Here is a 24,148-nt window from a genome sequence, read left to right on the forward strand (position 1 = left end):
AGAAGCAATAAAATCTTGCTATTTTTTCTTTGGAAGTTTACTACTGATAAATTCCCATTCTAAAATATGCGCTGGTTGATGTTCTTTTTTTACAATTAAATCTAATTGCTCAATTATTTTCGGATATTGAGATGCTAAATCAGTCGTTTCATTTCGATCCTTTTTTAAATCAAACAGCATCCATTTACTGCCGGCACCCTCGCGAACGTTTAGCTTTACACCTTTCCAATCTCCCAAACGGATCGCTAATTGTCCGCCTTTTTCGGGATACTCGAAATATAGATATTGATGTTTTTGCTGTTGGTTTTCCTTGCCTATGAGGGTAGGTAAAAATGAAATTCCGTCTGTGTTGCCGGCATCTTGCCCCGTGAGCTCAGCCAAAGTTGCCATTACATCATATTGAGCAGATATATGTGTATTTATACTATTAGCTTTTATTCTTTTGGGCCACCTAACCAAAAACGGTTCTCTTATGCCTCCTTCAAAAACGTCCATTTTTAAACCTCGCATATTCGACACACTATTAAAAAACCGATAATCAACCCCTCCATTGAAAGTTGTACCATTGTCACTTGAAAACATAATGATTGTATTCTCGTCCAAGCCTAATTTCTTTATATGTTGCATAATAAGGCCTACCTGTGCATCTAAAAATGAAATCATAGCCGCATAAGTTGCTCTAGGGTATTTGGTACTGGCGTATCCTTTTTGTCCATAATAAGGCTGGTCATCAAACTTATCTTTATATTGTTCTATATATTCTTCTGGTGCTTGAAGGGAAACATGTGGAATAGTATAGGGCATATAAAGAAAAAAAGGTCTGTTTTTATTTGTTTGAATAAATTCTAGTGCTTTTTGAGTCATTAATTCGGGTGCGTACTCCTTGCCTTTAAAATAATTAAAATCATCGTCTGCTGCTCTTGCAGAATCTATTGTTTTGTGCACAAAAATTACTGGATTATCCAATTTTAGGCTTTCATCATTTTCCCACAAATGAGTTGGATAAAAGTTATGTGCCTGTTTTTGGTCGAGGTAACCAAAATAATAATCAAAACCTTGCTTGAGCGGAGAGCCCGTAGTGTTATGCATGCCTAAGCCCCATTTACCGGTCAATGCTGTAACATATCCGGCTTGTTTCAACATCTTGGCCACTGTATAAGTGCCTTCAGGTAAAGGCATCTGCCCACCTTCCAGACTGTCTGGAAATCCACCCATTTCATAATTACCTCTTATGTATGAATGTCCTCCATGCTTGCCAGTGAGTAACATACAACGTGCCGGAGCACACACCGGTGTACTTGTATAATGATCGGTAAACCGCATCCCTTCATTGGCCATTCTATCCAAATTAGGTGTTTTAATTTTCTCCTGACCGTAAGGTCCAATTTCAGCATAACCCAAATCATCAGCATATATGTATATAATATTTGGTCTTTCCGCCGAATCTGCAGTTGCATCCTGCGCAAAAATTGCTGCTGAATAGATAAGTAGTAATATACTTGGCATAACATATTTAAACAACATAAGATTTATTTATGAGAAACAATAGTATTAATGATATAAATCAACCGCACCCCAATCCTCTCCTTCTTTCTTCCATTCAAGTTTAGTCGCTAACGAGTTGTTACCCGTAGTTTTTTGCAAATAAATTTTAATTGGATGGACTCCCACTTCCAAAGGCACTTTGTATATGATTTTTTCTCCTGATTGATAACCAAAATCAGCATCGATGGCTACTGTCTCGTAGATGCGGATAAGGCCTTTTCCATGTGTCGTGAATGAAAATTCATAAACACCACTTTCAGGAACATTTACATATCCATTATATAAAATGATACCATTATATTTCAATGCATTACCATCAATAACAGTACTTACCCCTTTACTATCTTCTTTTAGGCCGAACTCCGAGATCAAATAAGGAAAATTACCGGTAAACAGTTTATAGCTTAAGCCCTTAGAAAGTTTTTTCGGTTTCACTAGTGAAGGCACCAGATCATTATCGTATGGCCTTGGGGCAGCGGTATCTGCACGATGCCATTGCAGCGCTTTCATTTTAAATTCTTTCTGAAGCGACCGCATATTACCGTTCGCCAGATTTTTGCTTTGCTTCGGGTCTTTTACTACATTGTATATTTCAAATGTATCATCAGCAGACTGAATATTATACCTTACTCCCACCATATCGCCTATCCTTAGCATCTGCATCTGTCCTCTTTTTTTACCTCGGCGAGAAGGTTCAAAGGCTTTGAAATCGGGCGTAGCCCCTCCAACAGCATACTCTACATAAATATTACTTTGAATTGAGGATTTTTCTCCTTTTAATGCGCGAAGTAATGAACGGCTATCCGTTCTTGCCGGAGAAGGTAATCCGGCGGCATTAGCAAAAGTAGCCAACCAGTCTGACAGCATACTTGGCTCATCTATAGTTGATCCAGCTCTTATTTGACTTGGCCATAAAGCAATCACAGGCATCCGCAAACCTCCTTCCCAGCAGTCGCGCTTTATCCCATCAAAAGGACCGTAGCTGGCAAAAAAAGTAGGTTTATAGGGCACAAAATCTTCAGGCAGGTAAGATTCTATGGATGGTCCATTGTCAGAAGAAAATACAATTAGCGTATTGTCGTCAATATGAAGGTCGTCCAAAAGCTTCAAAATATCTCCTATACCATCATCAAGTCTTCTCACGGCCGTTGCATAACGTTTGTAAGTTTCAGGCCATGGTACATCTGAGGTAGCTGGATCGTTATCGTCATCATACATAGCATCCGCATAATCAGGATGGACAAAACTATCTGGCCGACCGCTAGCCGTGTTTATCATATTTCCAGCACTTCCTAACCATTGAATGCCGCCATTCAAACCTCCTCCCTCTGGATACGCTTGGGTAGGAAGTTCTAAAACAGCATGTGGCGAATCATAAGCCAAATACATAAAAAAGGGCTGGCCGGCATCTGTTCCTTCTTCATGCTTTTGAATCCAACGTTTAGCGGATGCCGTCCACAAATCAGTCGTATAACATTTCGCCAACAACTTACTTACCTCGTTGTTATTTTCCCAAACCTGTTTCTTACCTCTATAAATTCCTTCAAAAGGATAATGCTCATGTCCATCAGCATGTCTCATATATCCATAATAAAAATCAAAACCCCTTTTTAATGGATGAGCAGGCCAATTTGACGCTATACTCTTTTCACCCTGTAATCCCCATTTACCAATTGCAGCAGTAGCGTAACCGGCATGTTTTAGCACATTAGCTATTGTGTAATTGTCTTCAAGCGCTTTATCAAATTGATTATCTCTAACATGAGCATTACCTTGATTCATACCGGTCAAAAAGGACGCTCTTGAAGGTGCGCAAACTGGTGCGTTACAGTACTGGTTAGTAAGTACTACTCCCTGTCTCGCCATTTTATCAAGCGATGGTGTGAAATGAAATGGTTTGGATTTATCTTGTTGTTTCTTCCGAAGATTTTGATAGAAAACACCAAGATCGCCATAACCAAGGTCGTCCACCAATATAAATATGATATTTGGCTTCCCCTCTTTTTTTGGCTCCTGGGCAAAACCTACAACCACCATCAAAAGTAAGATGCCGAGCAACAATACATTTTTCATCATCTTTATATCATTTATTTTTGGTATCGAAATAACAATGCGCTAATATGATTTCTTAGGTATAAGAAGCAAGTATTACTGATAAAGAAACAATGTTAAGGTTTACTATTCTGAAAACCAAACTTGACATAAACGCAATCGGTTGCGATAAAATATGCCGTTAATCTCCCATTTCTTGTTTTTCAAAAATCTCTTTCACTTGTTGGATCTCTTTTTCATACATCGTCTTCTTTCGGGTCCCAAAGTACAGTATATTTTCAATAATGGGTTTTCCTTCCCATACAAGCCTAAGCTTTCCCGACTTAATTTCTTCGCGACATAAAAAATTTGGAATAATAGATAAACCATCTCCGTCACTAAGACATCGCACAATGGAGCAAATGTTTGGCACTATATAGTTAGGTTTAAAATCAGGATGGTGCTTGAAGTTTAACTGCCAAAACTTTTTAACATTTTCCATATCCGCTGCAGTGCTATACCAAGTTTGTTCCTTAAGCCATCTCTCACCACCGTCGAGATCATCTCTCAATAATAACTGTTCAAGTTTTTTGGTATCTGTATTAGCTCCTGCCACCAAAACAATCCTTTCTTTAGAAAAGGGCACAAATTCCAAATTTTTCTCTATTCCTTTTTGAGGAGTGATAATTAAATCTAAAAGACCTTTATCAAGATCTTGAATCATTTGCGGGTATTCGCCAAATTTAATAATTACATTAAACGATAAGGATGATATATGTTTTTCAAGCGTAAATTGGAAAGTTTCAAAACACATACCAATACTTATCGTTGCTCTATCAAGCTTAGAGCTGCGATGAAACAGTTGTTCAGAAGTTTCGAGCTTAAGGAGTGGTTCTAATACAAAATTATACAAAACCTTTCCTCTTTCCGTGGGGACCATCCTTTTTGCAGAACGATCAAAAAGCTTATAGCCGGTGTACGCTTCTAAGGAATTCAAATGTAAACTCACTCCCGGTTGGGAGATATATAAAGACTGCGCCGCCCCAGTAAGCGTACCTGTTTCGTAGATTGCCTTAAAGGTTCTAAACCATTCTAAATTAAGCATATTTGTATTATTAAAATAATACAAATATATATCATTAATAACTAAACCTAATTTATTTTAACTTTTTAAAAACGACGATGCCATTGTGTCCTCCAAAACCAAATGTATTACTCATCGCAACATTTACATCTTTTGTTAAGGCTTTTAGTTTAACAATTTTTAAATCTGCGGGTATGGTATCATCTGGGTCTGTCAGATTGATTGTAGGCGCAATAATTCCTTCTTTAATGGTCATCACGGAAGCAATTGCCTCAATGGCGCCAGCTGCACCGAGTAGATGGCCGGTCATCGATTTGGTAGCACTAATATGTAGCTGAGAGCTGTTTTCTCCAAAAAGCTTCGTAATAGCTTTCAACTCACTCATGTCTCCAACAGCTGTAGACGTGGCATGTGCATTCAGGTAATCTACATCTTCCGCCAATAAGCCTCCGTCTTTAAGTGCTAAACGCATGGCGTTATAAGCACCTTCACCCTCTGGATGTGTAGATGTCATATGATACGCATCAGCAGTCATAGCGGCTCCAGCTATTTCTGCATATATCGTTGCGCCTCTAGCTAAGGCATGTTCATACTCTTCTATAACCAAGGCTCCTGCCCCCTCTCCCATTAAAAAACCATCGCGGCCTTTGTCAAATGGCCTACAGGCTAATTCAGGAGCATCGTTCCTAGTGGTCATGGCTTTCATCGCGCAAAAGCCCCCTATGGATGCTTCCGTAATAGGTGCTTCTGATCCCCCAGTAATCATCATCTTGGCCTTTCCCCAACGTATATAGTTAAAAGCATCCATAATGGCTGTATTTGAAGTAGCACAAGCAGAAACCGTTGAATAATTTATACCTTTCAGACCATATTTAATAGAGATTAATCCGGAAGCCATATTAGCTATCAATTTTGGAACAAAAAACGGACTAAAGCGGGGTGTAAAATCATTCATAGTATACTCCTTTACCTGTTCCTCGAAAGTAAGCATCCCTCCTTGTCCGGTTCCCCAGATAACACCAACATCATAAGCGTCTACTGTAGAAAAATCTATCTGCGCATCTTTTATTGCCTCATCTGCTGCAATAAGAGCATATTGCGTAAAGGGATCGGTTCTTTTGATTTCGGCTCTATCCAACCAATCATCTGCCTTAAACGCCTTTAACTCACATGCAATTTGTGTTCTAAATTTCTCCGGGTTGAACCTAGTTATTCGTCCTGCACCATTTTTTCCTAACTTAAGGTTTTCCCAAAAGCTTTTTAAACCTAACCCCACGGGAGTTAGCGCTCCCATACCTGTTATTACTACTCTTTTCATAATATATCTTTGCAAGGTACTATATTTATCTTTATCTTTCTACTTGTTTTTCACAAGTAGTTGCAAATATACAGCAAACCACTCTATATTTGCAAGTAGTTAAAAATTCTTACTATGAGATCTGATTGTCCGCTAAATTTTGCTATAGAAATATTCGGTGATAAATGGACATTATTAATTATTCGTGATTTAATATTTTTTGACAAACGCTATTATCAGGAATTTTTGTCGTCCCAAGAAAAAATATCAACTAACATATTGGCGGATAGATTGACCGCACTAGAAAAGAATGGCTTTGTAAAAAAGGAAAGGGACGAACACCATAAACAAAAAATTATTTATCGATTAACAGAAAAAGGCATTGACCTTGTGCCTATGCTCATTGAAATTGCTTTATGGTCCGACAAGTATGGAGAAAACTTACCTCAATACAAGAAAGACTTTATATTGAAAGAAGTAAGAAAGAATAAAACGACTGCCGTAAAAAAATTAACGAAAGATCTACATAAAAGGCACATACTGCTGCAAACATGACAGCGCACCCCCTAGGGTCATGTTCTACTATTCGCGTTTCACTTTCCCTTAAAATACGATTTAACATTTTTTAAGATTAGGAAGCCTTAACCTTAAAACTAATTAACACTTCTTTAGTTAGTTTTGGCTGCAATGAATAAAAGAAAAGAAAATTATGAAAAGATTGATTATTTTATGGCTAGTTTTTGGATTTGTACATCAAACCTACGCACAAGATTGGAATTTCCGTTATGGATTAAAATTGGGACTAAATGCTCCTTCTTATCATTTGTCTAACATAAATACCGGAACCTCAAGAGAAGCCTCAAGAACTTATGGTCTTTCTTTCACAGGGACTATAGAAGCCGCTCGCAACAATTACTTTGCCATCCAATCGGGCTTGTCTTTTCAAATGTTGGGATCGCAGCTTGATTATTCTGAATTCGGCAACACGCCCGTAACACAGCGCACTTTTTGGTTACAACTACCTGTCAACTTCGTCGCAAAACTTCCACTAAGGGATTCAAGCAACTTTTTTTTAAGTGCGGGGCCCTATGGTGCCATGGGCTTTTTTGGCGTCAATAGTTTTACCAGTAATTACCAAGGTTCACGTGAAGATTTTAGCTTTGGCAATGATGGCACCCAAAATCGATTTGATTATGGATTAAACTTAAGTATTGGCTACCATTTAAAAAGAGGATATAGCCTAGCTGCTGGGTATATGATGGGTTTAGCAGATTTGTCAACTAATTCAAGATACGAACAACGTAATAGGGCATGGAACATTTCCTTTGGGTACACCTTTTAACATTGGTATTAACCTAAATTCGATTATCACTTAGCTCGCCATTAAATATCACTTCATATTTACTGTCTTGCAACATCAGATTTTTCTTTAAAATGAGCACATTATTGCAAAAAAAACTGTCCTCATAATTTATCAATTGAAATAGCTTTTGCACAGCAGGCTTGCTTTTGTTGTCTATATCTCTGGCAATGGTTAAATGTGGGTAAAAATTTGTCTTTTTAAATTTAAATGTTGCCCGTAAAGATTGATGTAAAGCTATTATCTTTTCCGGTTTAGCTACTTTAACGCATACGCTAAAAGAGACATTTCCATGCGTCAGATACTCGATACCATTTAAAGGTTGGTGAAAACTTGTATGTGCAGCGATTGCCATAGACACCTTCCTTTTTATGATTTCATCGTTATCCGCTGTTTTTATTTTGTACAACGAGATATGCGGTACAGCATATAGGTTAACGTCACTTAACTGTATTTCAGTATGAAGTCTTTTTTTTTGATCAACTATCCAATCACGTATTTTTTTTGCAGGTGAAATTAAAATAAAATAGGTTACTTCTTCGAACAGCGTCAATTGATTCTTGTTTTTCATTCGAATAATTGTTCTTTTAATGGCAATGAAGCTTGCATAAATTATTCATCGTTTTCTATATATGGCAATTTATGCAGGTTTCATCAGCATAAATTGTTTTTTTAATTGCGATGAGGCTTGCTTGAGCTGTTTTATTAATAACCTTTTTGAATGGCAACTCATGCAGGTTTCATATGTCTTGTTCTACAATTTAATTATTAGAGCCAGTTTAAATTTAAATGTTTATAGCATATTTTTGAGCGAAACGAGGCATATTTTCTTGAGGCACCTTGCCTCTATCTCAAGAAAACATAACAAAATCGCAGCCAAAAAAGAGCACAAACAAATTATTGGATGAATTTTAAACAGGCTCCCAAGTTAGCCATAAAATTAAATGGTTTTAAGGGTTACCTTATTGATAAAAGCGGAATCAATTTATGGAATTTTGTAAAAACAGCATTCCTAAAAAAGACAATTTTTTAAAATGAAAAATAAAAACTGCACCCTAACAAGCTTGCCAAAAAGTTATCTTTTTATTTTTTTGGTGCTCCTACTTACCGCTTGTAACAAAAACTCAAGTAAGGAAGCCGTCACTAGTGGTGCTTCCCCAGAAAGTATTCTTACATCAAACGAACTACCCGCCGTTCAAGCAGAACCGCTAACACGAAAGCTTATAAAAGAAGGCAGCATCACTTTTGAAACAACGGATTTAATTCAAACAAAGAAACGTATTGAGCAAGCTGTCAAAAAGCATAATGGCTATATATCTTCTGAAAATGAGCATAACCTTTCGGGTAGTTTAAGCCGTACATTGACGATTAGAATACCTGCCAAACAATTTGATGTATTTATAAACGATGCTACAAGTGGCATAGAAAAATTTGATACGAAAGACATACAAGTGAAGGATATTACTGAAGAATTTGTGGACCTTCAGGCGCGGCTTAGTACAAAAAAGGAGCTGGAACAACGATATCTCGAACTACTTAAGAAAGCTAACAAAATAGTAGAAATTTTGGCAATTGAAAAGCAGATAGGCGACTTAAGAGCAGACATTGAAGGAACGGAGGGACGTTTACAGTATTTAAACAATCAATCCGTTTATTCTACCATCTCTATTACTTACTATAAATCTATCCCTAAACAAACGGCATTTACTAACAAATTCAAAGAGGGATTTTCCAACGGTTGGCAGCATTTCATGTGGTTCATTGTTGGCTTAGTAAATATATGGCCTTTCATTCTGGTGATGAGCGTATTAATCTTCCTACTGAGACGTTGGTGGCAAAGAAGAAAGGTTAATTAGCGAATCAAAATATTTGCTAATTAACTTGTTTTCTTATAATTCCAAATGGCCCAGCCATTGAGCAAACCCGCAAAACCAATAAGATATAGAAATTCCATTTTAACATCGGAAAATCCGCTACTCTTTAAAATTATCATTCTTACCACTTTAACAAAGTGAGTTACCGGTGTTAAATTAGAAAAAACCCGTGCCCAATGAGGCATACTATCAGTTGCCGTAAAAAAGCCGCTCATTAACATAAAAATCATCATAAAAAAGAAGGCTACAAACATAGCTTGCACCTGATTATCGCTATAGGTAGAAATAAGTAGACCAAGGCCGAGCACAGCGATCAGATAAATAAATGCAAATGCATATAACAACCATAGACTTCCTTTAGGGTATATATCATAAACAAAACTGCAAACACCTAAGCCCACCGTGAAGATGATCATTCCAATGATCCAAAAAGGGATCAATTTACCAGAAATAAATTGCCATTTTTTTATTGGCGTTACATTAATCTGTTCGATGGTACCTATTTCCTTTTCCCTTACTATGTTAAGTGTTGTCATAAAGCCACCAATTAGTGTAAGCAAGAGCACCAATACCGCTGGAACTATATTGAATTTATATTCCTCTAGCGGATTGAACCAACTTCTTTGTCGAATTTCAATTGCTCCACCTTGGTTCGTATTATTAGCATTTATCTTTTGTATATTAAAATCTACTTCATTATTAAAGTCTGCGATCACCATATTCAAATAGCCACTGCCAATCCCGGCTTTTGTCCCATTAATTGCATCTGCATAGACGCTCAATTGCTGTTTGCCGGCTCTTACTAAGTTGCGTTCAAAATTGGGTGGAATTTCCATCACCACATCAGCCTCTTCTTTTTCTATATGTTTAATGGCCTGCTGATAATTCGGATCGACACTTATTATGTTAAAATAGCCTGAAGAACTTATTTTGCTGACAAGTTTTTGCGAATAAGAGCTATGATCGTTATCTACAATCGACAGATTAATACTCTTGATATCAAAATCCATTGCCAAGGGTAAAACTACCAATTGAATCATGGGCATGGCAAACATCATTACTAAGATAGATTTATCGCGAAAAATCTGGCGAAACTCCTTTTGCAATATAAATCGAAGTACTTTCATAAGCTAATTTTTTCACCTAAGGGTTTTATAACCTAACTTTAAATTTCTTCAGTGCGATGCTTAACAATCCTACCGTCATGCCTGTCAACACCAGTGTTTCCTTCCAGACATAACTGAATCCCAATCCTTTTAACATCACCGATTTGACTGCCAGATAATACCACCTGGAAGGGATAAAATTTGAAATAACCTGAAAAATTTTAGGCATATTCTCCAATGGCATAATAAATCCTGTAAATATTAAGGTAGGTAACATCATTCCCATTAAAGAAATCAGCAAGGCTGTTTGTTGCGAATTGGTAACATTTGAAATCAGCAGTCCCAAAGAAAGGCAGGTGATAATAAATAATGTACTTTCCAAGTACAATAACAACAAGCTCCCGCGCACCTCTACGTCGAGCACAAACACAGCTAATAATAAAATTAAAGTAAAATTGGCGAGCGATAATAGCAAATAGGGTATGGCCTTAGCTATCAATACAAAAACAGGTTTAAAAGGAGAAACCAGTAAGACTTCCATCGTTCCCATTTCTTTCTCCTTCACAACCGAAACGGAAGTCAAAGCGGTGCAAATAATCATCAGTATCAAAGCCATCACTCCCGGAATAAAATTCAATGAACCGTTACCTTCCTCATTGAAGAGCATACGAACTTCGGGCTGGATGCTTAATAGCGCTGGCACCTGGTCCGAAAGGGCTTCCTGCTGTTGAAAATCAACAATAATGGCAGTAAGATAGTTCGTTATTGTTTTTGATATATTCGGATCCGATCCATCTGTGATTACTTGAATTTGGGATTTCCCGCTGTGAAGTAAATCACTGCTAAAATTTACAGGAATTATTAATGCCCCCTTCACCTCTCCTCGCTTAAATTCCTGCTCGATCTCTTGATAGTTCAGATTCACTTGCTCTACGAGTAGATATTCAGAGGTCATAATTTTATTAATGAGTTTTTGGCTTTTAACATCTTTCGAATAATCAGCAATAACTAGGTGAATATTTTTAACTTCACTTGACAAAGCAAAGCCAAATAAAATGATCTGCACGATGGGAAGACCAAACATAATCAACAATGTTCGGCGATCACGAAAAACGTGATAAAACTCCTTTTTAATAAATACGAGCAATTGTTTCATTTCGTAGTTTTTAGATATTGGCACAATTACACCAAAAAATCGGTTAATCAGCTAATGAATGATTATCAGTCGCACTAGTTATCACTCCGCTTGGCTCCTCTCGCCAGCAAATAAAAAACTTCATCCATCGTGGTAACTTGATGTTTTTCTTTTAGATTTCTCGGTGAGTCAAGTGCCTCTACTTTTCCATCCACCATAACGGAGATACGATTACAATACTCCGCTTCATCCATATAATGTGTGGTCACAAAGATGGTTATCCCACTCGCTGCAGCTTCATAAATCATATCCCAGAACTGCCTGCGTGTCACAGGATCTACTCCTCCAGTTGGCTCATCCAAGAATACAATTTTTGGCTGGTGGAATATGGCAACAGAAAAGGCCAATTTTTGTTTCCATCCGAGAGGAAGCTCTCCTACCATTTTCTTTGCTTCTTTCTGTAGGCCTAATGTATCTATCAATTTTTCGGTTCTCCTTTTTATCTCCTTCCGTTCCAATCCATAAACACCGCCAAAAAATTCGATATTCTCTAAAATCGTCAGGTTTTCATACAGCGAGAACTTTTGACTCATATAACCAATATTCTTTTTAATCTGCTCCTGTTGTTTATACACGTCGTAGCCTGCTACGGTAGCTTCACCGCTTGTAGGAAAAGATAGACCGCACAAAATGCGCATGGCAGTAGTTTTTCCTGCGCCATTGGCGCCTAAAAAACCGAAGATTTCCCCCTTCGTAATATCAAAAGATATTTCGTTTACGGCGGTAAAATCGCCAAACCTTTTGGTTAAATTCTTGCAAATAATAACTTTCTCTTGATCCATTCTAAGTCTTAGTTCAACCAATTACACCTTTGCTTCCTTTTCTCCCATTAAACGAATAAAGCTGTCTTCAATCGTCGCTTTAATTTCCTTCACTTGAATTTCAACATGTCCCTTTTTCTCCGCAATTTCATTTAGCTTAGAGAGCCCATCATGCACTTTATTATGGAGGGTAATATGTAAATATTCTCCGAAGGCATAACTACTTTCAATAGCTTCGTCCGAGCGGTAGTCGAGCAATAAGCGATAAATTTCCCTAGATCTTGCAGCATACAATTTAGTCGGGTATGCCTTCATAATATTTTCAGGAGCATCAACTGTCATAATTTTACCATCTTGTATGAGCGCAATTCGTTCGCAAAGTGTTGCTTCATCCATGTAAGGGGTAGACACTAGTATCGTAATTCCCTGACGTTTGAGTGTCTTCAACATTTCCCAAAACTCTTTACGAGAAACCACATCTACTCCCGTGGTAGGCTCATCTAATAATAACACTTTTGGTTTATGAATCAGGGCACAACAAAGCGCCAATTTTTGCTTCATTCCTCCAGATAACTTCCCTGCCCGACGATTGTTAAAAGGTTTGATCTGATCATAAATATCTTTTATAAGCTCATAATTTTCTTCTATAGTTGTACCAAATACCGTTGCAAAAAAATTCAAGTTTTCCAAAACGGTTAAGTCTTGGTATAAAGAAAATTTGCCGGGCATATATCCAACACTGGCCCTTATCTCTTTATAATCTTTTACAACATCGAAGCCAGCAACGCTTGCCTGTCCCTTATCTGCTAGCAAAACCGTTGTTAAAATTCGAAAAATAGAGGTCTTGCCTGCTCCATCAGGTCCAATTAATCCAAATAATTCCCCTTCTTTAACAGTAAATGAAACGTCGTCTACCGCTTTTACGCTTCCGTTGTTATACGTTTTAACAATATTTTGAAGTGTTACCGTTTCCATGGGCGACTAAAATTTTCTATCATTTATTATTGTTTTCACCTTTCAATACAATCTGGCCATACATCCCAATCTTCAAGTAACCATCATTCTTGACACGTACTTTTATAGCATATACTAAATTGGCTCGCTCATCTTTCGTTTGGATAGTTTTTGGCGTAAATTCAGCTTTATCACTTATCCACTCTATAACACCTGCGTATTCTTTAAAAGTATCTTTACCTTGATCGATTTGTACGCGTACAGGCTGACCTACTTTTATATTCGAGAATTTTTCTCCATTGATATAAGCCCTTAAAATAATACTAGATATATCTGCGATACGGTAAAGAGGTTTACCTACTGTTGCCATTTCATTCTCTTCAATATATTTAGTCAGAACCGTACCTTTTACGGGATTTATTATTTTGCTTTTCGCGAGCTGATCATTCAGCTGTTCAATTTGCGCATATAAGGGGTTAGTCTCCTCTTGAAGACTAGTAGAAGTAATGCCTAATGAAGATTGTTGGGCCGTTATCCGCTTTTTTATGATATTCATTTCTGCCGTAGCGTCGTCCAGCTGCTTAGGTGTAGCTGCATCGGCCTTCACAAGATTCACAAGTCTTTCCTGCTCCCTTTTAGCATGTCTAAGTTCTTCCTGTAAGGCAGCCATTTCTGCGGCGACATTTGGCCGCTTGCTAAGTACAGCCATTGCCTGTGCTTCAAGCTGTTTTTTCTTAAGATACAGCTGGATAGTATCAATGTAACCTACATCTTGCCCTGTATTAAGCGCTTGGCCTTCTTCCAAAGAAAGCTTTTTTATAACACCATTTGCTTCTGCTGAAACAATCGTTTCTACTGCTTCAAAGGAGCCCGAAGCATCATAAGGAAGCTTATCATCGGTACAGGATGTATAAAAGAAGGTGAATAAACTAAATAATAACACAGTCGTTCTCATTTTTTTTAAAATTTAAGATGCTAATACATTAATTGCCTTGCGTATACTTATTGTTGTATTGAGATAATAAAAGTTGAATTTCATGCACAATTTTATTCTGCCTTGCTTGATCTTCCGCATTAACTTCCCGCAAATAATCACTTGTTGTAATGACCCCATTTTCCAATTGCGCGATGGATGTATTTTTCACCTTTTCACGAAGTGCGATAATTTCATCATCCGACTTTAACAAATCGCTATACTTATCGATCACAGCTTGCTCTTGCTTCGTTTGATAATTTGTATTAAATAAAAATGTTTCTTTATCGACCATTATTGCTATTCGGTCATTTTCGAGAAGGGCCTTCTCTTTCTTCTGTGTATATAAACCTGCTATATTCCAACGAAGACGCACACCACCTATATAATAAGTTTCGAAGCTAGGTTTTAGAATATTCAGGGCCGGCCTACCATAACCACCTTGGAAAAAGAAATCTAATTTGGGTCTGTTTCTAGCACTTATCGCATCCTCTTGTACATCAAGGTTATGTAGCTGATAATTAAACAATGCTAATTCAGGCCTGTTAATGGCAGAAGTAGATAAAATTGGCGTGGGTCTGATGAAGACAATCGCCGTATCTAAGGGTTGATGCATAAATAAACCTAACATTTCGACATAAGCCTTGCGCGTTGCTTTCATATCAATTGCCTGTTGTAGAGCGTTTAAATGCTCAGCTTTCAATACATCGACGTTGCTTTTAAGCGCCGTTCCATTGTTAACAGCTCCTTGCATTTTATTTATTCCCAGGTTGATATCCTTTATCAACAATGAATTTTGACGCAATTGTTCTTGAATCAATAGAATCCCAAAGAACAATTGATTTACGCGTTCCTTCAACTGATACAATTCTATCTCCAAACGTTGCTCTTCAATAGCCGAGACTGTCCGATGAGTCTCTTTTTGCTGTTTAATGTCGCCTCCGTCATAGATAGATTGATTTATCTCGCCGTAGATTTTATATTGGTCCTTCTTTAACTGTGGTACTTGAATACCAGGTACTGAAATGGGAATTTCCGTAACCGCAGATTGATAAGTGGCTTGCCCATTTATACTTAATTGAGGCAGATAACCTTTTTCTGCATTTTCAATAGAATACGCTTTACTTTTATTGATCAAAGCACGTTTTTTTATCAAAGGGTAATTAGCTTTTGCTTGCTCATAACATTCATCCAATGTAAGGTCTTGCTTATCCTGAGCAACGGCAGTTATTGCTTGCATTAAAAAAAAGCATGTAGCTAGCACCAATTTCATAGCAGGTGCATTACTTTTCTTTTTTACCGACTGGTTTATTTGCTTTGGGCTTACTCCTCTTAAGAAGCAATCTGATTTCCACCAATTTAAACACTTCAAGAAACATATGTTATTCATATTTTTTAATCATTTGATTAGTTTATAGACAACATTCAACTACCCTTACACACTTCTATATTTGCTCTCTTTTCTATTCGGAAAGAACCTATCGCACTTCCTTTCACAAAGTTATAACTAATTTTTAGATTTAAAAATTTATTCTAATCATTTGATTAAAAATAGATTGTATGCAGCTATCGTTTATCTTTTGTAAAAAAGAGGAACAAATTTAAAATAAGGTATTGGTTACTTACTTTGTATTTAGTATACTATTAAACCAAATGGGGATCAGCTTTTTCCGCTCAATAATAAATTTCTTGAATTTTTTATCTTTCATCGCATCTATCTGACTAATAACGGGCTGTGCCAGTATCGGGAAGATGATCATACTTAATAGATTCAGTATAAAATGGAATACATTTATATCCGGACGGACTTCGTTTAATTGTCGAAAAAATACTGATTTCAATAACCTGCTAGAAATTCTATCACTAAAAAGCGCTGGATTATTTTTGATTTCACTTAATACAAATATTGGTAGATCAGGATTAGCTAAAAGCATATCAATATAGTCATTAGCCACCGCGGTTACCTTTTTTTCTAAAGAGGTAGATTCATCATCAAGCAGTCGAATAATCATTCCAAAAAACTGCTCAAATTTTTCTTCCATAATAATATGGAATAATTTCTCCTTACTTCTAAAATAGTAATTTAACAATGCCAGGTTAAGACCTGCTTCTTCTGCAATATCACGCGTCCTAGTAGCTGAAAAACCCTTTTTTGTAAAAACAATTCTAGCTGCTTCCTTAATTTTTTCTTCCGTTGAAATATCCTTTTCTTTTTTTTCCATTCTCTTATGGCTATTTGCCTACAAAGGTATAAAACTAAACAATCATTTTAAAAAATAAATTTAATCAACTATTTAAAACAGGCATCAATTGACATAGCATATCACTTGTTCGATTTAACTATCAACATCATCACTTCATTTTCAGCACATTAATCATTGGTGGAAATTTATTCATATATTAGTTATATGAAATGTTTCAACCATGGAAGCTTTTAAAACAGCAAACGATTTTTACAATGCGCAACAACAATGGCATGAAGAATTAAAGGTTTTACGAAAACTAATTTTAAGCGCAGGCTTAACAGAAGAGATAAAATGGGGTGGCCCCATTTACACGCATAATGGCAAAAATATTGTCGGTTTGGCTGGTTTCAAATCTTATTTTGGCATCTGGTTTCATCAGGGCGTTTTCTTAGAAGACAAGTATAAGTTACTGATTAATGCCCAAGAAGGAACAACAAAGGCGTTAAGGCAAATGCGTTTTACCTCTATAAAAAAAGTTGATTTGCCCATTATCTTAAGTTATGTAAAAGAGGCTATTCTTAATCAGGAAAAAGGTTTAGAAATGAAGGCCGATAGGAATAAACCTATTCTTATCCCAAATGAACTTGCACAGCTTTTTAAAGAAAACAAAATACTGCAACAGCGTTTCTCTCAGTTTAAAAAGACTCAACAACGAGAATTTGCTGAATATATCAGCACAGCCAAACAAGATAAAACCAAGCAGGAAAGGCTGAAAAAGATTATTCCGATGATTGAACAAGGTCTGGGCTTAAACGATAAATACCGTTTTAATCAATAAATTAACATGACTCATGAAAAGGTTATTATTCCTCCTATTTATGCTTATGGGATTCTTTGCTAAAGCACAGACAGAAAATCCAAACTATGATAAGGTGCTAGCAGACTCATTAGGCGCCGATGAATATGGTATGCGCCCGTATATATTTGTTATATTAAAAACAGGCACCCATGTAATAGACGACAAAGAACAAGTTGCCACCATTTTCAAAGGGCATCTCGATAATATTAATCGTCTCGTGGGACTGGGGAAATTAATAGTCGCCGGTCCTTTTAAAAAAAATGAAAAATCATATCGAGGCTTGTTTATACTAACAGTCAAAACAATAGATGAAGCAAAAATATTATTAGAAACCGATCCTGCAATCAAAGCAAAGTTGCTAGCGCCCGAACTTTATGAATGGTACGGTTCAGCAGCGCTGCCACTCTATCTAAATGCTTCAAAGAAAATAGAAAAAAAGTCCTTTTAAATTAGTCGTTATAGCATGTGATATTTAATTGTTCATCAGCTGAATTGCAAAAGACACTTGAGAACATTTGACTTGATAATATATGAAATAAAAAGGTTTTTGCTAATACGTTAAAGCAAAAAAACCCAGCATTTGGGATGCTGGGTAAAAACATATGTTTTTATCAACCTAAACCTATTGTATACAATAACGGTCAACATTTGAGAATATTATACGCAACAGATTTTTTTTTAAAAAAAGATCTTTCATCTCATTTAACTTCATTTTACCTCTTCTATTTTTTTAATAAAGCGCCTTCTCCCGTAAAAGCTGGATCTCCTCTTCACTAATTTCTCCCATCATATACTGTTTCACATTATTAATTTTCATTTCGTCTAAAATAGCTACTAAGTCACTGTAATCAGATCTATTACTGGGATGTATTATAACCATTAAACCTTTTAAGTTATCGTCTTCTTGCGTAGCGATTTTTTTCATTTTGTCTTCTATTTCCAATCTTATCCCCTGTTTTCCGTGTGTCGTAATTTGTGGCATTTCTATGGGTTGGTCCAGCCTTCCCCAATACCATACAATTTTATTATCTGCCCCTAATAACACGGTCATCGTACGGCTGTCGGAAAAGGGTGTTAATTCAGTTGGATCGGAGACATCTGGCATCGTCACATCCATTGCTTGCGGCTGGTTTAAACTGGTAGTTAGCATAAAAAAGGTAATCAATAAAAAAGCTAAATCTACCATGGGGGTAAGATCAACCCTAGGTTGCAATCTACCTGTAACTAATTCTGCCATAACGTTCGAAGATTAATAAATGATTTATATTCTTTTAACAGTAGATGCTAGCGAACATAAAATTCCATAAAGGGTAAAGGTTCGTCGAAATCCTTCCGCTAAATCACAATATAAAGTAATCGTAAGGTAATAGGTAAACGAGTTAAATTTTTAAACAATTGGAAAAGAATTAACCAAGAGTTGATTTACTCTTTGAAAAACTTAACATGGTTTATCATTTCTAATTTTTTAATTTCCTCTGTAGTCAAATCTTCAGATTCTTCTAACTTTTTCTTAATAAGCTCATTACAAAAAATTTCACCGTAACTATACGTATGGATTCTCATAAGCTCAGATACATTGAGTTGATCAGCAAAATTCACTAAAATAGCTTCTGGAATTTCAAAGTCGTCCGCATCAGTATGGCCTATATAAGCAAATTTCATCGACTTCCATACCTCAAAAAGTTTTGATTCATTCACATTTTCCCCGAAAAAAATAAAAATATGCTTTAAAAGCTCGTTTCGCTTTTCTAATCCCATGCTTCTGGTGAACACCTTTTCTATAAACTCGCAATATTGAATAAATTTTTTATCATGTAGTTTATCTGAAAAGTATTTCGTGACCGCATTAAAAATCTGTAAGGTAGATTTTCCATTTAAGTATTGATAAGCAGCTATTTCTGCAAGATGATTGTTTGAATGATGAGGGAAGTCTTTTGAAGCAGCGGTTTTCTTAAACGGTAACCGCTTCAAGGCTAAAGCGATTATGAGGTCCCAATCCTGCTCGTCCCCTAACATGCGTGAATGTATGGCAACCATATTTTGGCTCTTGGGATCTGTTCTCTTCTTAAACAGGATGGTATGCCTATTTTCGATGCTTTTCGGTTTAATTTTGAAGCTTTTTATATGCACAAACACCTGGCCATCAACAGTATCTGCGACGCCGAAACCCTTTGTATTATTGAACCATTTTATCACACCCAATTCCATAGTGTCGATTTAAAGGTTTAAGAAGTCTAAAAGAACCAATCTTGCAGAAGACAAGGTAACTATTAAATTTCAAAAACCCAAAACAATCAGGAAAGAATATGCACAAAACAAGTTGTATTACAACACGTTGAAGCAAAAAAACTACACCCCATTGATCAGTTCATCTGCTTCTTGATAAATTTTTTCTAAACGTTGCGATGTAATACCAAGATGTTCCAATGTATGAGATTTCTTAAGAATATCTTTCACCAAAATATTTCCCGACGATAATAATCGATCTTTTTCTAATTTATTGATAGTTGTTAAACAGGTCAAAGGATAAAGCCCCATGCTATCTACTCTTCTTTTAATACTGCTTTCTAGTGGATAATCCCATGAAAGTAAACGGATCTTATAACAATTTGCAAAACTAATGGCATCTTTCGTTAAATAGGCATTTGTCACAAGCCAAGGTTCCGTAAATTTAACTTCTCTATTGAAAAAAGAAAAGGATTTATCCTTCAAATCAACAAATCGCGATAAAAAATACATAGGATTTGTTACGTCAACTTTTGCGTCAACAGTATTTCTAAATTTGCACTCTATCAACAACATCTCTCCTTCTTTTTGTGCAATTACATCTACTTCATGATTTACGGCTCTTCCTGCTAACATGAGGCTGGTCTCTGTTTTATAACCAATATGCTCAAAAAGACGGCCTATCCATTTTTCAAACAAGTATCCAGTAGGTCCTAAGTCCCTCAATGCCTTTTTTAAACTATAGCGCGCTGCCAGGGAACTACGTTCCTCCTTTAACAATTGAAAAGCAAGCTTATAAATTTGTTTTGTAGAAATACCATCGAAAAGAGCGGTATTCATTTTCTCCCAGACAATAGCTACTGTTTCTTGAGATGCGCCTGATTTTAACAATGACCCTTTCAACCTATTTATATCAAAATCAACTAATTCACCAGAGTACTTTTTTATTTTCATATAGTCCTTTTTATTAAATATGGGTGTAAATTAATAAATTGCAGACTATAAGCATGGAAAATAATGACAGATAATATAAATCTTATCTGTCAAGTGAAAGAACCTCCAAAATAGACTCTCTATAAAACACCGTTAAGGCATCTGTATATATTCAATTAAGCTTTTCCTCTTCTTTCCAATGATTCTTTCAAGGCTTTTATCAGTTTGTGCAAATTCATTAGCTTTAATGCCATCGGCCATACTTAAATAAAATGCTCTTTCTGCCTCAGGCATATGAAGCTCGGCTAGCTCCTTTTCATAATCCTCGTTTTTGATATTAAAATAGGTTGAATTTAATCCTTTTTCCTGGTTTAGCAGTTTTGCTATACCGTCAAAAGTGAAGGCCTCTTCGCCTGTGATACTATAAATGTGACTTGTAATGGTGCTTTCAGTGAGTGTGTTACTTAATGCTTCTGCTATATCTTCTCGGGAAACAAAACTTATTTTTCCGTTTTCTGCGGGGTAATATATCTGTCCGTCATACAAACCATTTCCTATAAACAATGGAATGGTTTCCATATACATGCTATTACGGAAAATGGTATACGAAATACCAGAATCCATGATCAATTGCTCTGTATGTGCACATGTTTTTGCTGCCATGAAATGGGCCTGTGAACCTGGACTGAGTGTACTGGTGTACATAATATGTTGCACACCTGCTAGTTGTGCGGCCTTTACAACATTTTGTTCTTGCTTCGTTCCCACATCACCGATAGCAGTGGTCGAAATCTGTAATACTCTTGTTATTCCTTCAAAAGCATTGTTCAGTGAATGCGGATCTTCATAATTAGCTTCCCTTATAATGATACCCGTATTTAAATAATCAGCGATCCTTTCCTTGTCCCTTACTATTGCTACAAGTTGTGTAGGTGCTACTTTTTTTAACAACAGAGAAAGTGTTAATTTTCCTAAATGGCCGTTTGCTCCTGTAATTGCTATCATAATTTTTTTTTTGACAGCAAATCTACTGCCCAGCTAAGCGTCTAAATAGAACAAACCCGACAAGGCCCCTTTAAATAAAAATCTGCGGAAAATTAATCACTAATTCTTCAGAATTCCTTAAATATTGATTTGGTGTAAGCGATGTAAACTCTTTAAATGATCTTATGAAATGCGACTGATCGGCGTAAAAATTCTCATAGGCTACATCTGTTAACTTGCTATAATTTTCACTCCTCAACATGTTTAACGCCATTTGAAATTGAGTTATCTTGGCGAATGATTTCGGGGATATACCAACTTGTTCTTTAAATTTACGTTCAAGCGTCCTCTCTGACCACCCGAGATCTTGCTGTAATTGTTTTAATGACAAGTTCTTGCCTATACCTTTTATGTTCGCAAGTGTATATTTCATTTTGTTGTCTACTCCGCTATTATGAAGAAGAATCAATTTATATAAATAATCACATAAGACCTCGATTCGCTGTGAAACACCTGATAAATTCAAAAGACGTTCAATTAAATTATATTCTTTTAAAGTGGAAAACAGTGTTAGGTCTAGACAGTTATCCGTTAATTCCCACGCATCTAAGCCAAATACCGATTTCAGTGCGTGCGGATAAAAATATACGCCTATTGCCTGAAAACTGGCGGGTGAAAGAATTTGAGAACAAGTCGTAGTTTGACCATAAAGATAAATAATTGGCAGTTGTTTTTCATCCTGATAGGCAAAACCATCCATGGAAACTTGAAAGATCAACCCTGGCGACCCGTCAGCTACGGTAGCGAATTTCAGCGGATTGCATTGCCCTTTTGCACTATCCAATGTCCAGAAATATTTAACATAATCCCTTAGGCGAGCAGGCGGAACGATATATTGATAATTCATTTCCTGACTGTTTTTCTTAACGAATAAATATAAATATGTTTCATCAATATAACAAACGTTCTTATCAAATGGAATTATCAACCCAACGAAAAGTAATATACAAAAAAACTGAACAAAAAGACCAAGCCCCACCACTCTTTCCCTTTTTCGCAATCAAAACAGGCTTAAACATGCATTTTTGCAGCAAAAACACCTTTTTTATACTCATTTAACTAGTTGAACATAACCTATCAACGGCTGTAGATAACAAAGTCTGCGCCTATTAATTATATATATTTGTTTAAGTGTTTGGCCAACACAGGCGCATCCTGAAAAGCCTTAAAAGAGTAAGGACCACAAATAAAAAATCTCTTTGTTATGAAAAAATTGGATTTAAACAAATTAGGGGTAGAAGAAATGAACGCTACTGAATTAAGAACTGTAGAAGGTGGCGGTCCTGTAGGTGATTTATTAAATGTAATCGTTGGTGGTGTTGGTACTATCGCCAATGATACCTTCGGATTCTTAAACAAAACTTTAGTAAATATCTTCAAAACACTTGCTTCTTTATAAGCATTGACCTGTTTGAACAAAAAATTAACAGTTATCCCCAAAAAGGATAACTGTTATTTAGTTTTTGAGACGCTATAAAACACAACCAGTTAATGTATCGCTATAGTACATCATTTAACTGAATATATTATGTCATTACCGGCTTATTCCATAGATACGATTACTAACACGAACATCGTTTATTTATCCCGTGTCAAAAGATCAACCCGGGTTATATATATCGGTATATTATTACTTCTCATATCTGCTCTCATAGCACTCCCTTTAATACGAACCAACATCAGTGTGAAAGGTTCTGGCCTTTTACAATCATCCATTGAAAAAACTGAATTAACGATCCCTATAAACGGCAGATTAATATATTTCAATGTAAAGGATAATCAGAAAACCAACCTCGGGGATACGCTACTTATTATTGACGGAGCTTCCTCCAATCAGCAAAACGTATTAGTTAAAGGTAGGCAACAAGAAATAACTTCATTTATTAGAGATTTAAACATATTAATAAATAAAGCTAGCTCGGAGGATTTCAACCCTCCCACCCTTCATGCAGGACAATATTATGCGATTTGGCAACAATATACACAGGAATTAGAAAATACAAAGATTGCACGCGATCAAGCAGAAAACACGTTCAATAGATACAGTAAACTATACCGAAAAAAAATGGTATCCTCTGCTGAGTACGACAAGTATGACTTCGAGTATAAGCAAGCATCAGCAAATTATGCCATGATTTCAAAACGTTATAAGGCCCAATGGCAAACAGAAATTAACCAACTGCAAAACGAATACCGTCAGTTATCGAGTCAACAAATTGAAATCAACGAACAAAAGAAACAATATATTGTAACTGCACCTATAGATGGTTCCGTGCAGAATTTAGCTGGTATACAAAAGGGGGCCTATGTTTTTGCAAATCAAAAATTCGCAGAATTATCGCCAGACACTACCCTTTTAGCTTTCTGCTATATTAAACCATCAGATATTGGTCTCATAAAAAAAGAACAGGAGGTTCGTTTTCAGGTCGACGCCTTCAACTATAATCAATGGGGTCTGTTAACAGGGAAAGTTATAGATATATCGGACGACATTGTGATGTTAAATGACAACCAGCCTGTTTTTAAAGTGAGATGCTTATTGAACAGTGATCATCTAACGTTAAAAAATGGCTATAAGGGCTATCTAAAGAAAGGGATGAACTTCACCGCTCGGTTCTCGGTAACGGAACGGAGTCTATTCCAATTGCTTTATGACAAAGTGGATAACTGGCTAAATCCAAACATAAAGACAACCTCTTAATTTTTATTGCTAAAATAAG

General features: G+C 36.3%; 24 protein-coding genes. 7 read left to right on the plus strand and 17 right to left on the minus strand.

What is annotated here, in order from left to right; genetic code table 11:
* Positions 1 to 18: 18 nt before the first annotated feature.
* From BMY50_RS09050 to fabF, 4 genes are all read right to left on the minus strand, one after another.
* The gene (locus BMY50_RS09050) at positions 19 to 1,506 is read right to left on the minus strand and encodes an arylsulfatase (protein ID WP_093323726.1); all 1,488 of its coding nucleotides are present in this window, start codon (positions 1,504 to 1,506) and stop codon (positions 19 to 21) included.
* A 45-nt stretch (positions 1,507 to 1,551) separates the two neighbouring features.
* The gene (locus BMY50_RS09055) at positions 1,552 to 3,621 is read right to left on the minus strand and encodes a sulfatase-like hydrolase/transferase (RefSeq protein ID WP_093322508.1); all 2,070 of its coding nucleotides are present in this window, start codon (positions 3,619 to 3,621) and stop codon (positions 1,552 to 1,554) included.
* A 157-nt stretch (positions 3,622 to 3,778) separates the two neighbouring features.
* Entirely contained in the window at positions 3,779 to 4,681 is a 903-nt protein-coding gene (locus tag BMY50_RS09060) for a LysR family transcriptional regulator (protein ID WP_093322513.1), read from the minus strand.
* A gap of 52 nt (positions 4,682 to 4,733) precedes the next feature.
* A complete protein-coding gene (gene fabF, locus BMY50_RS09065; protein WP_093322517.1) occupies positions 4,734 to 5,978 on the minus strand; it encodes a beta-ketoacyl-ACP synthase II in 1,245 nt (414 codons plus the stop codon).
* Between the two features lie 114 nt (positions 5,979 to 6,092).
* Here fabF and BMY50_RS09070 point away from each other — a divergent pair, with 114 nt between their 5' ends.
* Both BMY50_RS09070 and BMY50_RS09075 read left to right on the plus strand, forming a co-directional pair.
* Positions 6,093 to 6,512: a winged helix-turn-helix transcriptional regulator gene (locus BMY50_RS09070; RefSeq protein ID WP_093322521.1), complete on the plus strand. Its 420-nt coding sequence runs from the start codon at positions 6,093 to 6,095 to the stop codon at positions 6,510 to 6,512.
* A 154-nt stretch (positions 6,513 to 6,666) separates the two neighbouring features.
* A complete protein-coding gene (locus BMY50_RS09075) occupies positions 6,667 to 7,299 on the plus strand; it encodes a porin family protein (protein ID WP_093322526.1) in 633 nt (210 codons plus the stop codon).
* Between the two features lie 13 nt (positions 7,300 to 7,312).
* Here the strand turns inward: BMY50_RS09075 and BMY50_RS09080 are convergent, their stop codons facing one another.
* Positions 7,313 to 7,888 carry a 2'-5' RNA ligase family protein gene (locus BMY50_RS09080; RefSeq protein ID WP_093322529.1) on the minus strand — a complete coding sequence of 192 codons (576 nt, stop codon included), beginning with the start codon at positions 7,886 to 7,888 and terminating at the stop codon, positions 7,313 to 7,315.
* 463 nt (positions 7,889 to 8,351) lie between these two features.
* Between BMY50_RS09080 and BMY50_RS09090 the strand changes: the two genes are divergently transcribed.
* On the plus strand, positions 8,352 to 9,173 hold the full coding sequence (locus tag BMY50_RS09090) for a DUF4349 domain-containing protein (protein ID WP_093322538.1): 822 nt from the start codon (positions 8,352 to 8,354) through the stop codon (positions 9,171 to 9,173).
* A 20-nt stretch (positions 9,174 to 9,193) separates the two neighbouring features.
* On the opposite strand, the gene BMY50_RS09095 is transcribed toward BMY50_RS09090, so the two are convergent.
* The 7 genes from BMY50_RS09095 to BMY50_RS09125 all read right to left on the minus strand — a co-directional run bounded on the left by BMY50_RS09095 (position 9,194) and on the right by BMY50_RS09125 (position 16,402).
* A complete protein-coding gene (locus BMY50_RS09095) occupies positions 9,194 to 10,318 on the minus strand; it encodes an ABC transporter permease (protein WP_093322542.1) in 1,125 nt (374 codons plus the stop codon).
* A gap of 25 nt (positions 10,319 to 10,343) precedes the next feature.
* Complete coding sequence (locus tag BMY50_RS09100; protein ID WP_093322547.1) at positions 10,344 to 11,453, minus strand: ABC transporter permease; 1,110 nt, start codon at positions 11,451 to 11,453, stop codon at positions 10,344 to 10,346.
* Between the two features lie 74 nt (positions 11,454 to 11,527).
* Positions 11,528 to 12,274: an ABC transporter ATP-binding protein gene (locus tag BMY50_RS09105; protein WP_093322550.1), complete on the minus strand. Its 747-nt coding sequence runs from the start codon at positions 12,272 to 12,274 to the stop codon at positions 11,528 to 11,530.
* A 21-nt stretch (positions 12,275 to 12,295) separates the two neighbouring features.
* Positions 12,296 to 13,228, minus strand: a complete 933-nt coding sequence (locus tag BMY50_RS09110; RefSeq protein ID WP_093322553.1) for an ABC transporter ATP-binding protein — start codon at positions 13,226 to 13,228, stop codon at positions 12,296 to 12,298.
* Positions 13,229 to 13,247: 19 nt separating this feature from the next.
* Positions 13,248 to 14,162 (minus strand): HlyD family secretion protein, encoded by a 915-nt coding sequence (locus BMY50_RS09115; protein ID WP_093322557.1) that lies wholly within the window; start codon positions 14,160 to 14,162, stop codon positions 13,248 to 13,250.
* Between the two features lie 28 nt (positions 14,163 to 14,190).
* Positions 14,191 to 15,552, minus strand: a complete 1,362-nt coding sequence (locus tag BMY50_RS09120) for a TolC family protein (protein WP_238383698.1) — start codon at positions 15,550 to 15,552, stop codon at positions 14,191 to 14,193.
* Positions 15,553 to 15,802: 250 nt separating this feature from the next.
* Positions 15,803 to 16,402: a TetR/AcrR family transcriptional regulator gene (locus BMY50_RS09125; protein ID WP_093322561.1), complete on the minus strand. Its 600-nt coding sequence runs from the start codon at positions 16,400 to 16,402 to the stop codon at positions 15,803 to 15,805.
* A gap of 202 nt (positions 16,403 to 16,604) precedes the next feature.
* Between BMY50_RS09125 and BMY50_RS09130 the strand changes: the two genes are divergently transcribed.
* Together BMY50_RS09130 and BMY50_RS09135 are read left to right on the plus strand one after the other, a co-directional pair.
* Entirely contained in the window at positions 16,605 to 17,204 is a 600-nt protein-coding gene (locus BMY50_RS09130) for a YdeI/OmpD-associated family protein (protein WP_093322566.1), read from the plus strand.
* Between the two features lie 13 nt (positions 17,205 to 17,217).
* Entirely contained in the window at positions 17,218 to 17,673 is a 456-nt protein-coding gene (locus BMY50_RS09135; RefSeq protein WP_093322570.1) for a YciI family protein, read from the plus strand.
* 282 nt (positions 17,674 to 17,955) lie between these two features.
* Here BMY50_RS09135 and BMY50_RS09140 read toward each other — a convergent pair whose 3' ends face one another.
* The 5 genes from BMY50_RS09140 to BMY50_RS09160 all read right to left on the minus strand — a co-directional run bounded on the left by BMY50_RS09140 (position 17,956) and on the right by BMY50_RS09160 (position 22,275).
* Positions 17,956 to 18,462 carry an ExbD/TolR family protein gene (locus BMY50_RS09140; RefSeq protein ID WP_093322575.1) on the minus strand — a complete coding sequence of 169 codons (507 nt, stop codon included), beginning with the start codon at positions 18,460 to 18,462 and terminating at the stop codon, positions 17,956 to 17,958.
* A 185-nt stretch (positions 18,463 to 18,647) separates the two neighbouring features.
* Positions 18,648 to 19,433 carry a cold-shock protein gene (locus BMY50_RS09145; RefSeq protein WP_093322578.1) on the minus strand — a complete coding sequence of 262 codons (786 nt, stop codon included), beginning with the start codon at positions 19,431 to 19,433 and terminating at the stop codon, positions 18,648 to 18,650.
* Between the two features lie 141 nt (positions 19,434 to 19,574).
* The gene (locus BMY50_RS09150; protein ID WP_093322582.1) at positions 19,575 to 20,405 is read right to left on the minus strand and encodes a restriction endonuclease; all 831 of its coding nucleotides are present in this window, start codon (positions 20,403 to 20,405) and stop codon (positions 19,575 to 19,577) included.
* A 132-nt stretch (positions 20,406 to 20,537) separates the two neighbouring features.
* Positions 20,538 to 21,389, minus strand: a complete 852-nt coding sequence (locus tag BMY50_RS09155; RefSeq protein ID WP_093322586.1) for an NmrA family NAD(P)-binding protein — start codon at positions 21,387 to 21,389, stop codon at positions 20,538 to 20,540.
* Between the two features lie 70 nt (positions 21,390 to 21,459).
* The gene (locus BMY50_RS09160) at positions 21,460 to 22,275 is read right to left on the minus strand and encodes a helix-turn-helix transcriptional regulator (protein WP_093322592.1); all 816 of its coding nucleotides are present in this window, start codon (positions 22,273 to 22,275) and stop codon (positions 21,460 to 21,462) included.
* A gap of 357 nt (positions 22,276 to 22,632) precedes the next feature.
* Between BMY50_RS09160 and BMY50_RS09165 the strand changes: the two genes are divergently transcribed.
* Complete coding sequence (locus BMY50_RS09165; protein ID WP_093322597.1) at positions 22,633 to 22,827, plus strand: hypothetical protein; 195 nt, start codon at positions 22,633 to 22,635, stop codon at positions 22,825 to 22,827.
* Positions 22,828 to 22,956: 129 nt separating this feature from the next.
* Positions 22,957 to 24,129 (plus strand): HlyD family secretion protein, encoded by a 1,173-nt coding sequence (locus tag BMY50_RS09170; RefSeq protein WP_093322601.1) that lies wholly within the window; start codon positions 22,957 to 22,959, stop codon positions 24,127 to 24,129.
* The last annotated feature ends 19 nt before the right edge of the window (positions 24,130 to 24,148 follow it).

Origin of the sequence: Olivibacter domesticus, assembly GCF_900109575.1 — a bacterium.
In the GTDB taxonomy this organism is placed as follows: Bacteria; Bacteroidota; Bacteroidia; order Sphingobacteriales; family Sphingobacteriaceae; genus Olivibacter; species Olivibacter domesticus.